Raw genomic sequence first — 19,496 nt, 5'->3', positions numbered from 1 at the left:
ATTAATGATTTTAAAAGAAACCGCGTTAAGCGGTTTTTTTATGCCTGCTGTTTATAATTTGTAAAATAAAAAAGCGGCATAAAAGCCGCTTTTTAAAGACGTTAATTAAAATTGTTACTTTTCAAAATAAAGCGGTTGGCGTGCTTTTTTACCAACTTCATTCATCGTTTCTGCATTAAATAAACGACCATTAATCATTGTATAATCAACTTTATCAGAGCTGCGAATATCAATTAACGGATCACCATCAATCACCATTAAATCAGCCAGTTTACCCACTTCAAGCGAGCCTACGTTTTTATCAAGCCCTAAGTACTTAGCTGGATCGAGTGTTGATGCGCGTATGGCTTCTAGTGGCGTCATGCCACCTTGGGCAAACATCCACATTTCCCAATGTGCACCTAACCCCTCACGTTGACCATGCGCTCCTAAGTTAACTAAAACACCTAAGTCTTGTAGCTCAGCCGACACACGTGCGTTGTTAAAATGATTATAGTGATGATCGGGTGCTTTAACACGACGCATAGAACGCGGCAGCAACTGATTTTGAGGCACAAACTTACTTAAACGAGGGTGATTCCACACGTCAGTTTTATCATACCAATAGTTTTCACCCCATATACCACCATAGGCAACAACAAGCGTTGGTGTGTAACCCACATCACTTTGTGACCATAATTGTTTTATATCATCGTATATGTTTTCTACAGGAATGGAATGCTCAATACCTGTATGCCCATCAACCACCATGCTCAAATTATGTTGCAGTAGCGAACCGCCTTCTGGCACAACCATCATTTCAAGTTCGCGACCTGCTTCAACGACTTGTTGGCGCTGCTCACGACGGGGTTGATTGTATGATTTAACACTAAAAGCACCTACTTTCTTTAAGCGTTCTAAGTGAAATTTAGCATCTTCTAACGAATCAATATGCGAGGTATAACCCGGCATATTAGCCCCATACAAAATAGTTCCTGTAGAGAAAATACGCGGACCAACAATCATACCTGCTTTTTGCATTTCGCTTGCAGTGAATATTTCGGTGGTGTCGTTAGAGGGATCATGAATAGTCGTAACACCTAAAGCTAAACCTGCAAAGTTTTTCCAATTTTGCTGAGGAATTATTTCATTGCTCCCTTGAGAACCATGAGCATGGGCGTCAACAATACCCGGCATGATAGTTTTACCAGTAACGTCAATAACTTCTGCATCTTTTGGTATGCTTAACTCAGAAGCTGGGCCCACAGCTTTTATATGCTTGCCATCAGTAATTATTACTCCGTTTTCAATGACTTTATCACCATTCATCGTAATAATTTTACCGCCAGTTAAAGCAATCATGCCTTTTGGCTCATTCACCTTCTTACTGAATCCGATGTTTTCGCCATTTTTAACTTTAAAATCAGCGTCGCTTTTACTGTTAATCGCAAATACACCGTTTAAATTTGCATGGTAAAGCTCAGGCCCTAGTGTCCAATAAAGTTTGCTGCTATCGGCACTCCAGCTAATACTTTCACCAGCACGCACAGATAGCTGCTCTATAGGGAATTTACTGTCTTTAGGTCCAATATTTATGGCCTTCCCACTTTCAACTAATGGCGTTACATACACTTTAAATCGCTCAGCAAAAGCAAGATACTCCCCATCTGGAGATACTCTAAATTCAGTAGCATGCTCAGATTCATAAAGTTTAGATACTTTTTTGCTTTCTAGCTCTACAACACTCAGCGATGGTTTTGGCCATGGGCTCATTACAAATACACGGTCGTTGTCAGCCCCAAACTGTGGTTGATATCCACTTTTAGAAATCAGTTCACTTTTACCGCCTTTTGCGCTAATGCTATAAATACCTGGGTTCAATGACCATTTAGGATTTAAAATACTGCCACCGCTGGCTTTACGATAAACAACCGTTTTACCATTCGGGCTAAACGTTGGTTCTACATACTTGCCTGGTTCTTGTGTAATTGTGTCGCCTCGACCACTGCGAGAAGATACAACGCGCACTTGGCCTTGCTTGTTATCGTTCCACGTGGTGTAAACTATTTTTTTACCATCACGAGAATACTGCGGAAATAATTCAAAATGATCTGTTTGTTTTGTTAAACGCTTAATTTTTCCAGATTCTAAATCGCGTTTATAAATATAGCCTAACGCTTCAAAAATAGCGGTTTCACCGTCGGGGCTTACTTGCACATTACGCAGCATTTTTACGTCAAATTCATCAGTGTCTAAATTTTGAGTAAAACGAAGCGCTGGTTGAATCTTTTTAGTGGTTTCCACTTTAAATGCAATCGGGCTAACTGATTTGTCAGTCACGTCAACAGATTGAATTTTACCACCGGCCCAAAAAACCAATTCTTTATTATCGGGTGTCCAAGCAATTGTAGGATAAACACCGTGAATAGCCCACGTTTCTTGCATGTCACGCTCTAACTTATCGTATACCTGAGTGTGCTCACCCGTGCTTAAATCATAAAGATACAAACTAGTTTGAAAGTCGTCTCGCTTAATGTAAGCAAGCGTTTTTCCATCTGGCGATGGAGTTGGTCTAATTGCGCCACCCATACCATCAATAATTGTTTCTATTTCACCTGTTTCACGATCGTAGCGCTTAATTTTATATATACCCGCTACAGAATCCTTCGAATAGTGAAACGTTTTGCCTGGTGTAGCATCATGAGAAAAATACACATAACGCCCATCAGGTGAAAACATTGGCTCACCTAAATCTTTTTGGTCGTTCTCGCGTTTGGTCAGCTGAACCCCTTTACCACCTGCTTTATGGTATAGCCATACTTCACCAGCACCTAGTGAACGACTAGCCGTAAAGTGTTTACGCGCCACTAAAAAATCGCCATCAGGGCTCCACGCTGGACTATTTAATAGTCTAAACGTTTCGTTGGTTACTGCACTTTGGTTTTCACCGTTTAAATCCATAACCCAAATATTGTCGCCGCCACCTTGATCAGAAGTAAACGCAATGTGTTTACCGTCGGGGCTAAAGCGAGGTTGCATTTGCCATGCTATATCAGAGGTTAATTGTGTTGCAGTACCGCCACTCATTGGCATTGTGTAAATATCGCCTAGTAAGTCAAATACAATGGTTTTGCCATCTGGGCTAATATCAATGTTCATCCATGTGCCTTGTTCTACACTAATTTTAGCGTCAACAAATTGCCCTTTAGGCGAATCTACTTGCCATTTTTGTTCATCTTTTTTATCGGTTGATTCAGCATGTGCTTGCCCAAGAGCTAATGACACTGACAAAGCCAACGCCGTATGCAGCAATTTCTTCATAACTTTCTCGCTTATTATTGTTGCTGTGTGTTTTAACCGATTGCAACAAAAACAACCAAAAGTTACCAGCGTTATTTGATAAAGCGCAGTTTATTACGTTTAATGCCAAGAAATGGGGTCAAATTGATAGTAGTTAACCAGCATTCTATATATTTCTGGATCGTAGCGCCGTAACTCTGCTGGTTTTTCAATAAAGGTTTCGGTGATCACCGCAAAAAATTCGGCCTCGTTTGTTGCGCCATAACTATGAATAACGTGAGGCATACTATACGCCACATGACTTTTAAGCTGCGTAAAGGCACGACTAAATACCCTTGCCCACTCTTTATAATCAGCCGAGCTTTTTAAAAGTGGCGTACCTGTTGTTTTACCTGTTTCCTGGTCTAACTGATGAGCAAATTCGTGAAACACCAAGTTATGCCCATCACTGGGTAAGCGGCTTCCTTCTAATACATCATGCCAACTGAGTACCAATGTTCCCCCAGGCCACGATTCACCTTGTCTCACCGTATTATGATAACTGACTAAACCAGCACTATCGCGCGTGGTTTGCGGTGCGTAATAAGCACTTGGGTACAATAGTATTTCTTTAACATTGGTATAAAGTGGCCACGGTTTGTTAAGCACGAGTACGCAGGCATCAGCAGCAACAATAAGTTTCATGGCAGGTGTGAGTTTTAATCCATCGCAGCCAATAAAGCGCTTTTCATTTAAAAACCAAACAATATGTCTCTCAAGTTTGGCTCTATCAGCATCCGTCATCTTTCGGTAAATAGGCATACAGCGCAGTAAGATATCTTTTTGTTGAGAGCTTAAACCCATACGTTGATACTTATTGCGCCAAAGGGAGGCTTGAATAGAAGGCCATTGCCAAAGTATCGCCACAAATAACACTAAAACACCAATTAATAGTCCATTTATCATGGCAATACCCTTAACATATATATGCCTTTATAAATATGTTCACCGGGATGAATTTTCAACTGCTGTGGTTACTATAGATTTTAAAATACTTTTTTTACTACCGTCATTTACATTTAAAATGATCACACTCAGCTTGTAACACCTTCACAAAGCGCGCAACGTGGAGGCCATCCATTAAAGAGTGATGTACGTCAACAGATAGTGGCATCGTGCCAGCTTCTTTGTCGTATTGACCAAATACAAATTTAGGGATCCCTAAACTTTGCCCTTCGCTAAATGCATGTGAAAAAGCGCTAAAGTTAAGCCATGGTAAAACAGATATATGAATTAAATCAGCTTGCCCCTCTGTATTGGCAAATGCGTCGCTAAATAGTGAGTTTGACTTAGATTGTTTACTTACTTTTTCGCTATTGGCTGAGAACTCTTTGAAAGAGCCCAAATAATCAAAATAACTAAATACAAAGCACTCGTCTTCATCAAGTTCAACAACACTTGCACGGATGCTTGTAAGTAACCAGGGCTTGGATTCTATAATTCGTAACATAATTGGTTCATAAGCGAAGCAAGCTTTTAGTGTGCAATAAACATAGGCTTGAAAAAACGATATATTTTGAGCCTTACAGTAATCAAACAGTGTTTGTGCGTTTAGCTGAACACACACATTAAAGTATGGCTGGATAAAATTTTTAAATAGTTCAAAATGTTGTTTACGAGGCCAGCTATCAAAGTCGATAGGCTGCATATTCGAAGTTGACGTCATTATACATACCACACTTAATTAAAAATAAAGTGTAACGTTGTTTCATAAAAATAGCATTAATAACAAAAAAGGGGACGCAAATGCGTCCCCTTTCTTCAAGACCTAAATATAAATCTAAAGGCCATTTTGTATTATTTCTTGAGCAAGCTCATCTGCAATTAAGTGCGTCGATTTTTGCTCTTTTTCGCTGCGAGCAAAAATTTCTGTTAGCGTATTAAAAATACCCTCAACGTGTTTATTAGAGGCCTCAACGGTATAACCTTCTGGCGCAGTTTCGTAATAAACATTAATAATACCCCCTGCGTTTATAACGTAATCTGGCGCATACAAAATGCCTTTTTCACGAATAATTTCACCATGGCGTGATTGTGCTAACTGATTATTAGCACAACCAGCAATAATGGTTGCTTTAATACGAGGTATAGTGTCATCGTTTATGGTTGCGCCTAATGCACAGGGTGCATACACATCTACATCTAAGTCATAAATGTCATCAATACCAACCGCTGTTGCACCAAAATCGTTAACAACACGATCAATTGCAACCTGGTTTATATCTGTCACAAACAACTTAGCACCTGCATCAGCTAAGTGCTGACACAAGCCGTAAGCAACAGCCCCTAAACCTTGTACAGCTACTTTTATGCCCGAGAAGTCTTGATGGCCGCGTTGATGCTGCAGTGCAGCTTTAATACCTAAAAAAGTACCGTATGCAGTAAAGGGAGATGGGTTTCCACTTTTGCCTTCAAGGCCAAGAACGTAATTTGTTTCTTTGTTCATTAAAGCAACGTCGGCACAGGTAATATTGACGTCTTCTGCTGAGTAATAGCTACCATTTAAACGCTCTAATTGGCGACCAAATGCACGAAAAAGTTGTTCCGATTTAATTTCTTTGGCGTTACCAATAATGACAGACTTTCCACCACCAAAAGGAAGGCGCGCAACCGCATTTTTGTAAGTCATCCCTTTTGATAAACGCAAAACATCATACACTGCGTCTTCATCTTTAGCGTAATCCCACATTCTACACCCACCAACAGCAGGCCCCAACTTGGTACTATGCACAGCAATAATTGCTTTTAAACCTGACTCTTTGTCAGAACAAAAGACTACTTGTTCATGGTTATCAAATTCAACTTGATTAAACACAGCCACTTAAAATACTCCGAAAAATTGACCCGTGAGAGGGTGTACGCGCTGGAAATTGTCGAGACTTTACCACTTCAAGATAGTGTTCGCCACACATCAAGATGATAAAGCTAACAAACACCAAGTGATTAAATTAAATAATCAACTTATAACTTATTAACAAATAAAAAATTTAAAATAAATTACAAAAATAGACATTAAAACTAAAATAACACAAGGGTACACCTCTTTACGTTTACGTTAGCGTAACCATTGATTTTTCCGTAAAGTTTTTAATACATCCACCATTAACACGCAAGCAATTGTTATTTAGTGATTTATATTTATATAAACAATTACCACACAACTGGTAAGATCAGTTTTCATTCAATATTGATGATTTTAAAATAAAAAAGCGAGCACATGGCTCGCTTCATAAACAAAGATAACAATTACTTTAATTTGCTATCAAGCTCAGCAATTTTTGCCTTCCAAATCGCAGGACCCTGCGTATGTGCATTGGCACCTTCGCTATCTACTGCAACCGTTACAGGCATGTCTTCAACTTCAAACTCGTAAATCGCTTCCATACCTAAATCTTCAAACGCAACTACACGCGCTTTTTTAATCGCTTTAGATACTAAATACGCAGCACCACCTACAGCCATCAAGTAAACAGATTTATGCTCTTTGATTGATTCAACCGTTGCAGGGCCGCGCTCTGCTTTACCAATCATGCCTACAATGCCAGTTTTTTCTAGCATCATATCGGTAAATTTATCCATACGTGTTGCTGTAGTTGGGCCTGCTGGGCCCACCGCTTCATCACCAACAGCGTCTACAGGGCCAACGTAGTATATAAATTTATTATCAAAATCAACGCCTTCAGGTAAGCCTTCACCAGAGTTGATCATGTCTTGCAAACGTTTATGCGCAGCATCACGGCCAGTTAAAATGGTGCCTGAAAGTAAAACGGTTTCACCCATTTTCCATTCTTGAACATCATCTTTCGTCAGCGTGTCTAAATTTACACGACGTGTCCCCTCACCTACTTCAAAAGTCACTTCAGGCCAATCCTCAAGCTTAGGCGCTTTTAAATCAGCAGGACCTGAACCATCCAAAGTAAAGTGCACGTGACGAGTTGCTGCACAATTAGGGATCATCACCACTGGTTTTGATGCTGCATGGGTAGGAGCGGTTTTAATTTTAATATCAACAACCGTTGTTAACCCGCCCAGGCCTTGTGCACCAATACCTAGTTTGTTTGCACGTTCGAATATTTCTAGACGAAGCTTTTCTTCTGTAGTTTCCGCCCCACGCTCCATAAGCTCATGGATATCAACCGGATCCATCAATGACTCTTTAGCCATTACTGCAGCTTTTTCTGCTGTGCCACCAATACCTATACCCAGCATGCCTGGTGGACACCAACCAGCACCCATTGTAGGCAGTGTTTTTTCTACCCAGGCAGCAACATCGTCTGAAGGGTTTAACATAACCATTTTACTTTTGTTTTCAGAGCCGCCACCTTTTGCTGCAACCATGACTTCTACTTCGCCACCAGCTACCAAGTCGATGTGAACAACCGAAGGGGTATTATCTTTTGTGTTTTTACGAGTACCAGCAGGGTCTGCAACAATAGAAGCACGAAGCGGGTTGTCTGGATTCAAATACGCACGGCGAGTACCTTCATCAACCATTTGTTGAACTGTTAAGTCTGTTTTATCCCACTTAACATCCATACCCACTTTTACAAAACACGTAATAATACCTGTATCTTGACAAAGCGGACGCTTGCCTTCAGCCGACATACGCGAGTTAATTAAAATTTGCGCAATAGCATCTTTAGCAGCTTTACTTTGTTCTTTATTGTAAGCTTTCTCTAATGCTTGAACAAAATCAAGTGGATGGTAGAACGAAATATATTGCAATGCATCTTCAATGCTATCAATAAAGTCTTGCTGACGGATTGTACTCATAATGGTTCCTTAAGTTAGCTTTACGCTTAAGCGTAATCTATACCAAACCGGTGACGGTGGTTTGTACTGTTTTAATTACAACGTTGATTTTATACTAAACGCTGCCAAAAAAATTTGACTTATGATACCCTCCCAGCCCGTTTGGAGCCAGTTCTTATAGGGGTAGTAAATGCTAAACAATAAAAATAATTGTATAAAATTATCAATAACACAAAATTGTATTGATGTATTTTCGCATTTTTCTCATCTGCCTCATGCCATACTGCTCGACTCTGCTAATAGCGACCATGTAAATAGTCGCTACGACATAATTTCCATAGAACCTGAACACTTGCTTGAAGTGAGCGATAACAAAACATTATTCAATGGCGAGCCAAGTGAGCTAACCTGTTTTGAGATAATGAATACCCATTTGCGCAAACTCAGTAACACAAAAGCACCTTTTGACTTGCCCTTTAATGGAGGTTGGTTAGGTTATTTCGGCTATGACTTGGGTCGTATAATTGAAAAAATGCCAACCATAGCAGAGCAAGATATACACTTACCGCAAATGGCTGTAGGCCTTTATTTAGATGCACTCATTTTTGATAGACAGCAAAATGCGTGGTTTTATGTTTCACAGCCACATGTTGAAAGACGCTCGCTTTACGAGAAATATCTAGCATCAACTCCGATTGACGCAAAGTTTGAGTTAACGTCTGAGTGGTTTTCTAATATGAGCCAAACCCAATACGCCAAAAAGTTTGCTGTAATTGAAGACTATTTAAAAAGCGGTGATTGTTATCAAATTAATCTAGCGCAGCGCTTTAAAGCACAATATAGCGGTGATCCTTGGTCAGCGTATGTTAAATTACGCGAAGCTAATAAAGCGCCTTTTTCAAGTTTTATTAATCATCCTGCAGGCGCTATTTTGTCAATTTCGCCTGAGCGCTTTATATCGATCCTAAACAATATTGTAGAAACTAAACCAATAAAAGGGACACTTGCACGTAAAGCTGACGCCTACGAAGATAGTGCACAAGCGTTAAAACTTGCAAACTCATCCAAAGATCGCGCAGAAAACGTGATGATTGTAGATTTACTTCGTAACGACTTAGGTAAAGTAGCCAAACCCGGCAGCGTTAAAGTGCCTTCTTTATTTGCAATTGAAAGTTTTCCGGCCGTACACCATTTAGTAAGTACAGTGACCGCCGAACTTGATATTAATAAAACAGCCGTTGATCAACTCGAGGCCGCTTTTCCTGGGGGGTCTATTACTGGAGCACCCAAAATACGCGCGATGGAAATTATAGAGGAACTAGAACCTCATCAGCGCAGTGTTTACTGTGGCTCTATAGGTTATTTAAGTGCCTGCGGTAATATGGATACCAGTATTACTATTCGAACTTTAGTTTGTTATGAGCAGCATATTTACTGTTGGGCCGGAGGCGGAATTGTCGCTGATTCTAAAGTCGAATTGGAATACCAAGAGACTTACGATAAGGTAAATAAAATTTTACCTTTATTAAAGAGTAGGTGATCTTGAATAGTGACTTTATTAAAACCCGCTTTCAATTAAGCCCAACCGCTGCGCCAAATCAAATAAAAGACTCTCGAATTAAACGCGCCAGTGCCGTTATGCTGCCCATTATAGATGTAGCTGGGCATGCACATATTTTACTTTGTAAGCGCCCTACTTATTTGCATCATCACCCAGGTGAAATTTGCTTACCCGGTGGTAAATTTGAGGCAAGTGACAAAACGCTTCGCACAACGGCACTACGTGAATTGAAAGAAGAATTAAACATTGCGCACAAAGATGTAAATATCCTTGGCAATTTACCAGAGTACTCCACCTTAACTGGGTTTAGTATTCGTCCCTACGTATGTGTTTTGAATAAAAATACGCAGTGGGTAAACGATCACAATGAAGTACAGGCTAGCTTTTTACTCTCCTTAGATGAATTAAGTACTGAAGCTAACTGGCAACCTTTGCCATTTCAACGTTTTGGTAAAGAAATCACACTGCAGGGGTTTGTTACCCCCCATGGGTTACTTTGGGGAGCAACTGCTAGCATTATAAAAAACTTTACAAAACAACTAGCCTTACCAGTTTAAATCTTCGTTAATAATAGTTACATGCTAACAATTCCGCGTTATTATGCTCGACCGTTCAAAGAGCAGCCTCGGGCTGAGTAAATTAATAAGAGACACACACTATGATCAGTGCATTTGATATGTTTAGCATTGGTATTGGCCCTTCGTCATCACACACCGTTGGCCCAATGCGCGCATCACGCTTATTTGTTAATGAACTCCATGAAAAACAGCTATTAAAAAGTGTTACCGATATAAAAGTAGAGCTATATGGATCGTTAGGTCAAACAGGTATAGGTCATGGTTCTGGCAAAGCTGTTGTACTTGGCTTAGCAGGCTATGACCCAGAAACAATCGATGCCGATTTAGTCGATGATATTTTATTAACTATCGAGCAAGAACAAGTTATTTATTTAAACCAAACACACAAAGCCAACTTTCCTAAGCAAGGTGCTATTGTTTTTCATCGTCGTAAAACGCTCCCAAAGCACTCTAATGCAATGGAGATTATTGCTTCAAATAATGGTGAAAAGCTTTATAGCAAAGTGTACTACTCTATCGGCGGCGGCTTTATTGTTACCGACGAAGAATTTGAAAACGAAAAGCAAGCAGCGCTCGATATTAGAGAAGAAAACCCAGCGCCATACCCTTTTAGTAGCGCAAAAGAGCTACTTGAAATGTGTAAAGACTCAGGCCTGAGTGTATCTAGCTTGATGATGAAAAACGAACGCACACTTCGAACCGAAGACGCTATAAAAGATGAGTTATTTCATATTTGGCAAGTAATGAAAGCCTGTATTGAGCGCGGAATGCGTACTGAAGGAATTTTACCTGGCGGTTTAAAAGTAAAACGACGTGCACCCAGCCTATACTTAAAACTGAATATCGAAGTGAGCAACGATCCACTCAGAGCAATGGATTGGGTCGACCTATTTGCACTTGCCGTTAATGAAGAAAATGCCGCCGGTGGACGAGTGGTAACAGCTCCTACTAATGGTGCTGCTGGCATTCTACCCGCTGTGCTCATGTACTATCATACATTTGTAAAAGAAGTAGACCGCGACATTGCCACGCGTTATTTACTAACAGCCGCTGCTATTGGTATTTTATATAAAAAAAATGCGTCTATTTCTGGTGCCGAAGTGGGCTGCCAAGGCGAAGTGGGTGTAGCGTGCTCAATGGCCGCCGGAGCATTAACTGAAATTGTGGGTGGCAATGTTGTACAAGTTGAAAACGCAGCTGAAATAGGCATGGAGCATAATTTAGGTTTAACGTGCGACCCTGTTGGCGGCTTAGTGCAAGTTCCTTGTATTGAACGTAATGCGATGGGGGCTATAAAAGCCATCAATGCTTCTCGATTGGCAATTCGTGGTAGTGGCGAGCAAAAAGTATCACTTGATAAAGTAATAAAAACCATGCTTGAAACAGGTAATGATATGAAAACAAAATACAAAGAAACCGCGCGCGGTGGTTTAGCCGTTAACATTATTGAGTGTTAGGCTAACCTTAAACAAAAAAACCGACTATTAATAAATAGTCGGTTTTTGTTATCAGACCCAGTGCTACTTTACAGGTAACTCTATATCTTCAAATAACTTATCTACATCATCTTGATTACGTAATAAACTCGCGCGCTCCACACGCTCTTTAGTTAAATGCGGCGCAAATCGTTCTATAAAGTCATACATATAAGTACGTAAAAAGCTGCCTTTTCTAAAGCCAATTTTTGTAGTGCTAGCTTCAAATAAGTGACTTGCATCAATGCAGACTAAATCAGTATCAGTGATTTCATCAATCGCCATTGAAGCCACTACCCCTACGCCAAGCCCTAAACGAACATAGGTTTTAATTACATCGGCATCAGTCGCCGTAAATACAATATGCGGCTCTAACCCATGGGCGCTAAATGCTTTGTCTAATTCAGAGCGACCCGTAAAACCAAATACATAAGTAATTAGCGGGTATTCGGCAATATCTGCTACCGTTAAACTATTGGCTTTTTTAGCAAGGGGATGATCCTTTGCAACAACAATACTGCGATTCCAATGATAACAAGGCAACATAACTAAATCAGAGTATAAATGAAGCGCTTCAGTTGCAATGGCAAAATCGGCATCGCCCCTTGCTGCGGCATCAGATATTTGTTGCGGTGTACCTTGGTGCATATGCAATGATACTGCAGGGTATTTTTTCATAAACCCCTGAATCACACTAGGTAAAGCATAACGTGCTTGAGTGTGCGTTGTTGCTATATTGAGCTTACCTTGGTCTGGTAATGTGTGCTCGTTAGCTACTGCTTTTATACCTTCTACCTTTGAAAGTATCTCACGCGAGATATTTATAATATCTTCACCGGCACTAGTTACATGCGTTAAATGCTTGCCACTTCGCCCAAAAATTTGAACACCTAACTCATCTTCTAACATACGTACTTGTTTAGAAATACCAGGCTGTGAGGTAAATAAACTCTCAGCCGTTGCTGAAACATTTAATTTATGATTTTGTACTTCTACTATGTATCTGAGTTGTTGTAATTTCATGGTTGCATTTTTACGTTGTAATTTATTATAAATAAAGGCAATTCTATAAAGCTAGATCAGTTTTACCGGTAGCGTTGATTAAGCTTATAGCGTGCATTTATCGAAGTGGTGCTCAAGGCTAGCATAATAAATATACTTGAGGTAGCCAAGATTAGACGAATTAATCTCATAGTCCTTATATTTAACGACAGTTAATTTACCTAATTTGAAGTTAATTCGCGCAAAACTACCCCGATGGCTTATATTTAATGTAATATTAAAAAATTAGGTTATGAATCCGAGAATTACACCATGATCGTGTCTATTATAATTGTCCTTATAGTTGCTTTGGTTGTGATTGCACTTTGGGTAAGTGCTGTTCAGCAACACAAAGAAAAACAAGAAAATGAGCGCCGAAAAGAACTCACAAAACAAAAGGCGATCATTGAAGAAACTGAAGAAGCATTAATGAACCAGGCTAATATTCCGCTATCTGAAAACGTTATTAGGGTTCTACAAAGCAGAATTGCCGAAGCACTCAAAACAATGGTTACGCATTCGCCAACCTCAAAAGCGCTAAAGAGCCGTTTAGAAGAAATGAAACAGCATCTCTCTAACCCGGTGCAAGGAACCAGTAGTGAGTCATTAGCATTACCAAGTAACGACAAACAGCTTGTTGCGCTAATTCAAGGGATTAAAAAATTACGTGTGATCCTTCGTTCTGAACACACTAAGGGCCGTGTTAATAGCCAAGTATTTACAGGCGAAGACAAACTACTTGAGAAATTGCAGCTTAAAATAAATATAGAAAGCCAAATTAAACGCGGTATTTCGGCACGTTCTGCGAGTATGGTTGGCTCTGCTAGACAATATTTTGAAAAAGCCTACGCAACGCTTAGTGCAGTGCCTTATTCAGACGAATATGTAAATGCTAAACGCCAAGAAGTGGAACGTTACTTAGAGGAAATTAGCGTCGAGCTAAAAGCATCTAACGCAAGCGCCCTAAAAAAGAAAAACGAGCAAGAACAAGACGATTTAGATGTACTGTTTGCTCCAAAAAAGAAATGGTAACAGCAGCTTTCCACTGAATAATAAAAAAAGCCCATACTATGTATGGGCTTTTTTAGCATTAAATTTTATAACCGAGAGTTTAGCTTCCCCAACAGGGATAAATCACATAACGTCGCTGGTAGTTATATATCAAAACAAAACTTTGTTATTTATGATAAAAACGCGAATTTAACAATAAATAACACGGTTAATATCCATACACTAATTGTTATTTCACTGCGTTTACCACAAAGCAACTTAACCGCCGTATATGAAATAAAACCAAGCGCAATACCATGCGCAATTGAAAACGTAAGCGGCGTCATTAACAGCACAACGGCTACTGGAATAGCGTCAGTCATATCGTCCCAGTCCACAAACTTTAGGTTTTGTAGCATAAGTACAGCAACATATAAGATTGCGCCCGCTGTTGCATAAGCTGGTACCATATTAGCTAACGGTGCAAAGAACATCATTAGCAAAAAGCAGCAACCAACTACCACTGCAGTTAAACCTGTACGCCCACCAACAGATACACCCGCAACTGACTCTATATAAGATGTGGTTGTTGAGGTACCTAACATTGCACCTGCAATGGTGGCTGAGCTATCGGCACTGAGTGCACGTCCTAAGCGTGGCATGTTTCCTTTTTCATCTGCAAGACCAGCCTTTTGCGTTACAGCTACAAGAGTACCTGACGTGTCAAACAAATCGACAAACAAAAATGCAAAAATAACACTAAGCATTGAAAGTTCTAAAGCAGCAGCAAAATCCAACTGCATAAAAGTAGGTAAAATTGAAGGCGGTGCAGCAATAATTCCCTGGTATTCAACTAAACCTAAACCAAGTGAGATAGCAGTAACCAATAAAATACTGATCAACACTCCACTTTTAAAATCACGATATAACAATGCCGCAATAATAAAAAAGCTAAATATAGCCAGTAACGGTCCCGCAGATGTTATGTCACCCAGCTGCACAAATGTAGCGGGGCTAGCCACAATAATGCCTGAGTTTTTAAGGGCTATTAGGGCTAAAAATGCACCTATGCCTGTCGCAATGGCCCGTTTTAACACTAATGGAATGGCATTTATTATCCATTCTCTAACCTTAAATAAACTTAATAATAAAAATATACAACCCGACATAAATACTGCGCCCAACGCAGCTTCCCAGGTGTATCCCATACCTAATACAACGCCATACGTAAAAAAGGCGTTTAACCCCATGCCAGGTGCTAAAGCTAATGGGTAATTGGCCCATAACCCCATAATAAAACAACCTATTGCAGCAGCAATACAAGTAGCAACAAAAGCAGCACCTTGATCCATTCCCGCTTCTGCTAACATCGCAGGGTTCACGAATACAATGTAAACCATTGTGATAAAAGTAGTCATTCCGGCGATGCATTCTCGTCGAACCGTGGACCCATTTTCGTTAATTTTAAATAAAGCTTCTAACATAATGAACTTACAACAATAAAAAGTAGCGAGATTTTATCATAAAAAGTATATTTTTCAGGACATTTTACCTTGCGATATACTAAACTATTGAAGTAGTTAACTATACCGAATGACAGCATATGATAAAAACCACACCAACAGGTTATGATTTAGAACAACAATTAGACAATATTTTGTCTTTTGTGACACAACCAGGCGATACTAATTCGTCACCTGAAAATGATAGCTCTCAACAAAGTACGCTGAATAAGGCGCTATATTATTTAAAAAATAACCAGCCTGCTTTAGCTGCAAAGTGGATGCGTTTATCGGCAATGTCTGGTGATCACCGAGGGCAATTTTATTTAGGCTTGTTTTTTGTAAAAGGCCAAGGTGTTCCACAAAGTGTATTTCATGGAGTTGCTTGGCTTAGCTTATCGAGTAGCCAGGGTCATGAGCCAGCTACAGTTGCGCTTGCTGATTTAAGAAAATATATAGAAACAAAGCGTTTTAAGGATGCCCAATGTTATGCAGCCAGTTTATATGAACAAATTCATCAATTACAATATGCCCATTTAATCCCCCCTGCCCCTTAGTAAAAGCCCGAAACTTAGCTCGTAAAAGTACTGTATACAGTACAGAGCTATAATTTAAATTTATAAAAAACGTAAGCAAACCTTTTCAACCTATATAAAAAACACTCACCCACTAACATTCCAATTTAAATAAAAGCGATAAATATCAACAGTATAAACATTAAAATACACATCCTTAAAAATAGAATATAAATTTGTATAAAAAAATAGCAAAAAAACACTTGCGCCATAACACTGTATAAACTACTGTATACATGTACTGTATATAAACCCAGTGAGCGAGATGATATGTTACAGCCAATAACCGTAAGAACAGTAAAAAGCTATCAACAAGACGAACTATCTGATTGTGTTAACGTGATTCAAATTGAAGATGATATATCGGCAACGTTTGAGCTGTTAAAGGTGCTACACCAGTATAATAGTTTAAATGCTTGGACTTTATTAATCGCACCAGATCATGTTCCTAGTAAAGCTTTGCTTGATTCATGTTCAATAGACACAAGTAAACTATTAGTCATTAGGCAAAAACATTTAGTAAATTTAGAATATGTACTGCGTAGCGCACTGCATAATGGTAACTTTGCAGCGGTCATTACATGGACTGATATGTTAAACAATCAGTTATTGAGCAACTTATCGCTTAACTTAAGTAACACAAAAACAAAGTTATACTGTTTTATTAAAAATTCTGACGTACTTGATATACCTTACATACAGCAAGCTTGCTAAAATGATGTTTTAAATCTTATGTAACAATTATGAATTATTTAAATAACAACACTTGCTTTTGTGGAAACCAAAAAAATTACGAAGATTGCTGTGAACCACTGCTATTAGGTGATAAACAAGCAGAAACACCCGAGCAGTTAATGCGCTCTAGGTATACAGCTTACGTACAAAAAAATGCTAAATACGTATACCAAACATATGCAAGTGAAAAGCAAGCTGAAAACCCTGTAAATGAAATTAAAGAATTTGCGACCAGTTGTCGATTTGTAAGCTTATCTGTTATTGAAACAAACAGCGATGAAAATAAAGGGGTCGTTGAGTTTAAAGCTACCTATTTTTATCAAAACCTATATTGTGTGTTACATGAGCGCTCTCAATTTATAAAAGAGCAACACCAGTGGCGATATCTCGATGGTATTATATTTCCGGTCGCTGATATAAAAGTTGGCAGGAATGATGATTGCCCTTGTGGCAGCGCAAAAAAATACAAAAAATGCCATAGCGCGTAATCCCCTCTTTTTAAGTGAAGTACATTATTTATTTCACTCCGTTGCTAATTAAATACTCACATTTAATGCATAGCTTCGTAAATTTATTAAACACAACTCCCTTTATAACCTTTTAGGTTTAGTACTACCACTATTAATTAAGTGGTTAATATTGAAGGAAAAAGTAGTGTTAATAACAATTCAACAGTTGAAGCCCTAAAACGATGTAAAATACTTTGAGCTAGCTCAAAAGAAAAAAGCTTGAAGGTAATCTATAGGCATAAAAAATGGGCCAATGGCCCATTTAAATAATTTGATATGCACAAACGCTAATTATTACTCGTCGTTATCAAGGTCTAGCTGTTGACGCTGTGCAGGTTTTGCCAATATTTCTAAGTAAAAAGACATCAATTCTTGCTTTTCAATATCGCTAATACAGTTGCTGATTTCAGCTACATGAACCACTTGCGCATCTTCAACCGTTTTACCAAACTTACAGTCAAATGCCCAATAATCTGCATCTTCTGGTAGAGTTTTGTTGCGCTCTCTTTTCAAATATTTTTTCACTTCATGCTTTGCAGCATCAACCATACGAGGGTATTTGATTTTCTCGTGATTTAGCGTGAATGTTTTCTTCATTACGTTCCTAATTACCTTGGTTTAATGATAACGGCATTCATGTCATACCATTTGTAGCCATTATAGCAATTGCATTTAATTTTTGGATGCTTTTTTTACATTAAATCAATTTTTAGTCAATTCGGATTTGGTGCAGTCGTAAAATTTAATCAGTGATGGGTAGTGTAACTAGACACTATTTGATGAAATCATAAATTATGCCATCGTCAAATGTAATGGTTCACGCTGATTTACGTCTGTTAGAACGTCATAAAAGCCTGCGACATCCATTTTTGGATTATCTATTTCGTCTTTTTGTAAACGTCTTCGCACAGCAAGTTCACAATTATCTATAATGGGTAGGGGTATGTGGTTTACATCATCTCTAATCGAAAAGGGCTCAGGGTTTAAACACTGATTTAACTTTATATCGGCCATGCCTTTATTTTCACCAACCAAAGACAAACGCTGTGCATTAAACTGCCCAATTAGCATATTAAATTCACTGGGTGCTAATGGCTGCTTTGGTCCTGCTCCTAATTGCTCTCTTAACTGCGCTTCTTGAGTTGTGTTATCTTCAATTTCACTTTTAGGTAAATGAAATTGACTAAAATCTAAAGCATCTTGTGAAAGCATTGCTAACAGCAATGAAAATTCACCACGGCGGTCTGCATGTACACTTTGGTTTAACCGAGTACTTAATTGCTGCTCTGTGATTAACAAATCATCGATTTGCATAGACTTTAGCCGATTGGAATGAGTAATGAATATTTATCGGCTTTATTTAAATTTTCTTTAGCTTTTTTCTTTACTTAAAGGCACATTTTGCTATTATCAGCGCCGTTGCATTGGAGGGGTTCCCGAGCGGCCAAAGGGATCAGACTGTAAATCTGACGGCTCAGCCTTCGCTGGTTCGAATCCAGCTCCCTCCACCACTTTTCTTACCGCTAAGTTAAGTGGGGCCAAATGTAACAAAAATAGTGTGGAGGGGTTCCCGAGCGGCCAAAGGGATCAGACTGTAAATCTGACGGCTCAGCCTTCGCTGGTTCGAATCCAGCTCCCTCCACCACTTCTTCTATATTTCTATATTTCTATATTCCTATATTCCTATATTCCTATATTCCTATATTCCTATATTCCTATATTCCTATATTCAAATTAGCTTAAAACACCCACTGTAAACTTGTTCCGTTTGCTTTTAGCCAATCTGATGCAATTTTATGATCAGGAAAAAATGCCTCTACTCTAGCCCAAAAGTCCTTACTGTGGTTTAAATACTGCAAATGAGCAAGTTCATGCACAATTACATAATCAATCACGGCATGAGGAGCCCCTATTAGGTGTAAATTAAAAGTTAGTTCTCGCCTGCTGTTGCAACTCCCCCAACGGCGCTTATATATGGCAATACTTAATTTTTGAGGCAATTCTTCTTTCATTATTTTGCAATAATAGTTAATACGCATTTCAATATACGCCGCCAACTTCTCTTCTAAATACTGTTTAATCAAACTTTCGTATTTACCATTGTAATTTTTTACTCTAGTAGAGTGTGTTACTAACAAAACATTATTGTGTTCTTGAATATCAGATAATGAGCTTTCTAAAAAACTTAATTTAACCCAGTCAGAAAATATCTTAATTTTATTATGGATAAGGGGATACTGCTTAATATCGACTGCATTAAGCTGCTTTTTTAATTGTGCTTCAATCCAGGGCTGCTTTTCAAGTAACCAACTATCGATTTGTTTTTGGGCAACATAATGGGGAGCATATACAGTAACAGCTTGATCATGTACCTTTATAGCGACTGTTTTTCTTCGTTTACTTTTTTTTAGCTGGTAATCAAACACTACTTTTTCTCATTAACCTAATTTTAAGTATTCA

Annotated in this window: 17 protein-coding genes and 2 tRNA genes; 9 read left to right on the top strand and 10 right to left on the bottom strand. The window is 38.9% G+C overall.

The window, feature by feature from the left end:
- Nucleotides 1-114 precede the first annotated feature (114 nt).
- The 5 genes from CWB65_RS07760 to CWB65_RS07740 all read right to left on the bottom strand — a co-directional run bounded on the left by CWB65_RS07760 (nucleotide 115) and on the right by CWB65_RS07740 (nucleotide 8,091).
- A complete protein-coding gene (locus CWB65_RS07760) occupies nucleotides 115-3,300 on the bottom strand; it encodes an amidohydrolase family protein (protein WP_138740340.1) in 3,186 nt (1,061 codons plus the stop codon).
- 99 nt (nucleotides 3,301-3,399) lie between these two features.
- The gene (locus tag CWB65_RS07755; RefSeq protein WP_058428690.1) at nucleotides 3,400-4,224 is read right to left on the bottom strand and encodes a M90 family metallopeptidase; all 825 of its coding nucleotides are present in this window, start codon (nucleotides 4,222-4,224) and stop codon (nucleotides 3,400-3,402) included.
- Nucleotides 4,225-4,327: 103 nt separating this feature from the next.
- On the bottom strand, nucleotides 4,328-4,966 hold the full coding sequence (locus tag CWB65_RS07750; RefSeq protein ID WP_138740348.1) for a CatA-like O-acetyltransferase: 639 nt from the start codon (nucleotides 4,964-4,966) through the stop codon (nucleotides 4,328-4,330).
- 132 nt (nucleotides 4,967-5,098) lie between these two features.
- Nucleotides 5,099-6,139, bottom strand: coding sequence for a Leu/Phe/Val dehydrogenase (locus CWB65_RS07745; protein ID WP_006792367.1), 1,041 nt, complete (start codon nucleotides 6,137-6,139; stop codon nucleotides 5,099-5,101).
- A gap of 425 nt (nucleotides 6,140-6,564) precedes the next feature.
- Complete coding sequence (locus CWB65_RS07740) at nucleotides 6,565-8,091, bottom strand: fumarate hydratase (protein WP_006792366.1); 1,527 nt, start codon at nucleotides 8,089-8,091, stop codon at nucleotides 6,565-6,567.
- 169 nt (nucleotides 8,092-8,260) lie between these two features.
- Here CWB65_RS07740 and pabB point away from each other — a divergent pair, with 169 nt between their 5' ends.
- From pabB to CWB65_RS07725, 3 genes are all read left to right on the top strand, one after another.
- Complete coding sequence (pabB, locus tag CWB65_RS07735) at nucleotides 8,261-9,610, top strand: aminodeoxychorismate synthase component I (protein ID WP_138740339.1); 1,350 nt, start codon at nucleotides 8,261-8,263, stop codon at nucleotides 9,608-9,610.
- A 2-nt stretch (nucleotides 9,611-9,612) separates the two neighbouring features.
- A complete protein-coding gene (locus CWB65_RS07730; RefSeq protein ID WP_138740338.1) occupies nucleotides 9,613-10,188 on the top strand; it encodes an NUDIX hydrolase in 576 nt (191 codons plus the stop codon).
- 101 nt (nucleotides 10,189-10,289) lie between these two features.
- Nucleotides 10,290-11,666 carry an L-serine ammonia-lyase gene (locus tag CWB65_RS07725; RefSeq protein ID WP_008127692.1) on the top strand — a complete coding sequence of 459 codons (1,377 nt, stop codon included), beginning with the start codon at nucleotides 10,290-10,292 and terminating at the stop codon, nucleotides 11,664-11,666.
- 63 nt (nucleotides 11,667-11,729) lie between these two features.
- On the opposite strand, the gene cysB is transcribed toward CWB65_RS07725, so the two are convergent.
- Nucleotides 11,730-12,707, bottom strand: a complete 978-nt coding sequence (gene cysB, locus CWB65_RS07720; RefSeq protein WP_006792362.1) for an HTH-type transcriptional regulator CysB — start codon at nucleotides 12,705-12,707, stop codon at nucleotides 11,730-11,732.
- Between the two features lie 291 nt (nucleotides 12,708-12,998).
- Here cysB and CWB65_RS07715 point away from each other — a divergent pair, with 291 nt between their 5' ends.
- Nucleotides 12,999-13,757, top strand: a complete 759-nt coding sequence (locus tag CWB65_RS07715) for a hypothetical protein (protein WP_006792361.1) — start codon at nucleotides 12,999-13,001, stop codon at nucleotides 13,755-13,757.
- 149 nt (nucleotides 13,758-13,906) lie between these two features.
- On the opposite strand, the gene CWB65_RS07710 is transcribed toward CWB65_RS07715, so the two are convergent.
- Nucleotides 13,907-15,199 (bottom strand): NCS2 family permease, encoded by a 1,293-nt coding sequence (locus CWB65_RS07710; RefSeq protein ID WP_171047579.1) that lies wholly within the window; start codon nucleotides 15,197-15,199, stop codon nucleotides 13,907-13,909.
- 119 nt (nucleotides 15,200-15,318) lie between these two features.
- Between CWB65_RS07710 and CWB65_RS07705 the strand changes: the two genes are divergently transcribed.
- The 3 genes from CWB65_RS07705 (at nucleotide 15,319) to CWB65_RS07695 (ending at nucleotide 17,015) form a co-directional block, all read left to right on the top strand.
- Entirely contained in the window at nucleotides 15,319-15,774 is a 456-nt protein-coding gene (locus CWB65_RS07705) for a tetratricopeptide repeat protein (protein ID WP_008128067.1), read from the top strand.
- Nucleotides 15,775-16,062: 288 nt separating this feature from the next.
- Entirely contained in the window at nucleotides 16,063-16,506 is a 444-nt protein-coding gene (locus CWB65_RS07700) for a SulA-like leucine-rich domain-containing protein (protein WP_138740336.1), read from the top strand.
- Between the two features lie 29 nt (nucleotides 16,507-16,535).
- Nucleotides 16,536-17,015: a YchJ family protein gene (locus tag CWB65_RS07695; RefSeq protein WP_138740335.1), complete on the top strand. Its 480-nt coding sequence runs from the start codon at nucleotides 16,536-16,538 to the stop codon at nucleotides 17,013-17,015.
- A 315-nt stretch (nucleotides 17,016-17,330) separates the two neighbouring features.
- Here the strand turns inward: CWB65_RS07695 and CWB65_RS07690 are convergent, their stop codons facing one another.
- Nucleotides 17,331-17,633, bottom strand: coding sequence for a DUF6172 family protein (locus tag CWB65_RS07690; protein ID WP_006792356.1), 303 nt, complete (start codon nucleotides 17,631-17,633; stop codon nucleotides 17,331-17,333).
- A gap of 195 nt (nucleotides 17,634-17,828) precedes the next feature.
- Nucleotides 17,829-18,350 carry a VC2046/SO_2500 family protein gene (locus CWB65_RS07685; protein WP_138740334.1) on the bottom strand — a complete coding sequence of 174 codons (522 nt, stop codon included), beginning with the start codon at nucleotides 18,348-18,350 and terminating at the stop codon, nucleotides 17,829-17,831.
- 112 nt (nucleotides 18,351-18,462) lie between these two features.
- On the opposite strand from CWB65_RS07685, the gene CWB65_RS07680 reads away from it, so the two are divergent.
- Together CWB65_RS07680 and CWB65_RS07675 are read left to right on the top strand one after the other, a co-directional pair.
- Nucleotides 18,463-18,547: transfer RNA gene (locus CWB65_RS07680), tRNA-Tyr, on the top strand.
- Nucleotides 18,548-18,596: 49 nt separating this feature from the next.
- Nucleotides 18,597-18,681, top strand: a tRNA-Tyr gene (locus CWB65_RS07675).
- Between the two features lie 94 nt (nucleotides 18,682-18,775).
- Here the strand turns inward: CWB65_RS07675 and CWB65_RS07670 are convergent.
- Nucleotides 18,776-19,462 (bottom strand): M48 family metallopeptidase, encoded by a 687-nt coding sequence (locus CWB65_RS07670; protein WP_138740333.1) that lies wholly within the window; start codon nucleotides 19,460-19,462, stop codon nucleotides 18,776-18,778.
- Between the last annotated feature and the right edge of the window lie 34 nt (nucleotides 19,463-19,496).

This window comes from Pseudoalteromonas sp. S554 (assembly GCF_005930865.1).
In the GTDB taxonomy this organism is placed as follows: Bacteria; Pseudomonadota; Gammaproteobacteria; order Enterobacterales; family Alteromonadaceae; genus Pseudoalteromonas; species Pseudoalteromonas marina.
The sequence above is the reverse complement of the archived record's forward strand: the minus strand, read 5'-3'. Positions and strand labels throughout refer to the sequence as shown.

What these genes read in the sequence shown, in the direction of transcription:
- CWB65_RS07740 (WP_006792366.1), bottom strand. Translation starts at nt 8,091, where the DNA reads ATGAGTACAATCCGTCAGCAAGACTTTATTGATAGCATTGAAGATGCA.
- CWB65_RS07695 (WP_138740335.1), top strand. Translation starts at nt 16,536, where the DNA reads ATGAATTATTTAAATAACAACACTTGCTTTTGTGGAAACCAAAAAAAT.
- CWB65_RS07715 (WP_006792361.1), top strand. Translation starts at nt 12,999, where the DNA reads ATGATCGTGTCTATTATAATTGTCCTTATAGTTGCTTTGGTTGTGATT.
- CWB65_RS07690 (WP_006792356.1), bottom strand. Translation starts at nt 17,633, where the DNA reads ATGAAGAAAACATTCACGCTAAATCACGAGAAAATCAAATACCCTCGT.
- CWB65_RS07725 (WP_008127692.1), top strand. Translation starts at nt 10,290, where the DNA reads ATGATCAGTGCATTTGATATGTTTAGCATTGGTATTGGCCCTTCGTCA.
- pabB (WP_138740339.1), top strand. Translation starts at nt 8,261, where the DNA reads ATGCTAAACAATAAAAATAATTGTATAAAATTATCAATAACACAAAAT.
- CWB65_RS07710 (WP_171047579.1), bottom strand. Translation starts at nt 15,199, where the DNA reads ATGTTAGAAGCTTTATTTAAAATTAACGAAAATGGGTCCACGGTTCGA.
- cysB (WP_006792362.1), bottom strand. Translation starts at nt 12,707, where the DNA reads ATGAAATTACAACAACTCAGATACATAGTAGAAGTACAAAATCATAAA.
- CWB65_RS07685 (WP_138740334.1), bottom strand. Translation starts at nt 18,350, where the DNA reads ATGCAAATCGATGATTTGTTAATCACAGAGCAGCAATTAAGTACTCGG.
- CWB65_RS07750 (WP_138740348.1), bottom strand. Translation starts at nt 4,966, where the DNA reads ATGCAGCCTATCGACTTTGATAGCTGGCCTCGTAAACAACATTTTGAA.
- CWB65_RS07760 (WP_138740340.1), bottom strand. Translation starts at nt 3,300, where the DNA reads ATGAAGAAATTGCTGCATACGGCGTTGGCTTTGTCAGTGTCATTAGCT.
- CWB65_RS07705 (WP_008128067.1), top strand. Translation starts at nt 15,319, where the DNA reads ATGATAAAAACCACACCAACAGGTTATGATTTAGAACAACAATTAGAC.
- CWB65_RS07700 (WP_138740336.1), top strand. Translation starts at nt 16,063, where the DNA reads ATGTTACAGCCAATAACCGTAAGAACAGTAAAAAGCTATCAACAAGAC.
- CWB65_RS07755 (WP_058428690.1), bottom strand. Translation starts at nt 4,224, where the DNA reads ATGATAAATGGACTATTAATTGGTGTTTTAGTGTTATTTGTGGCGATA.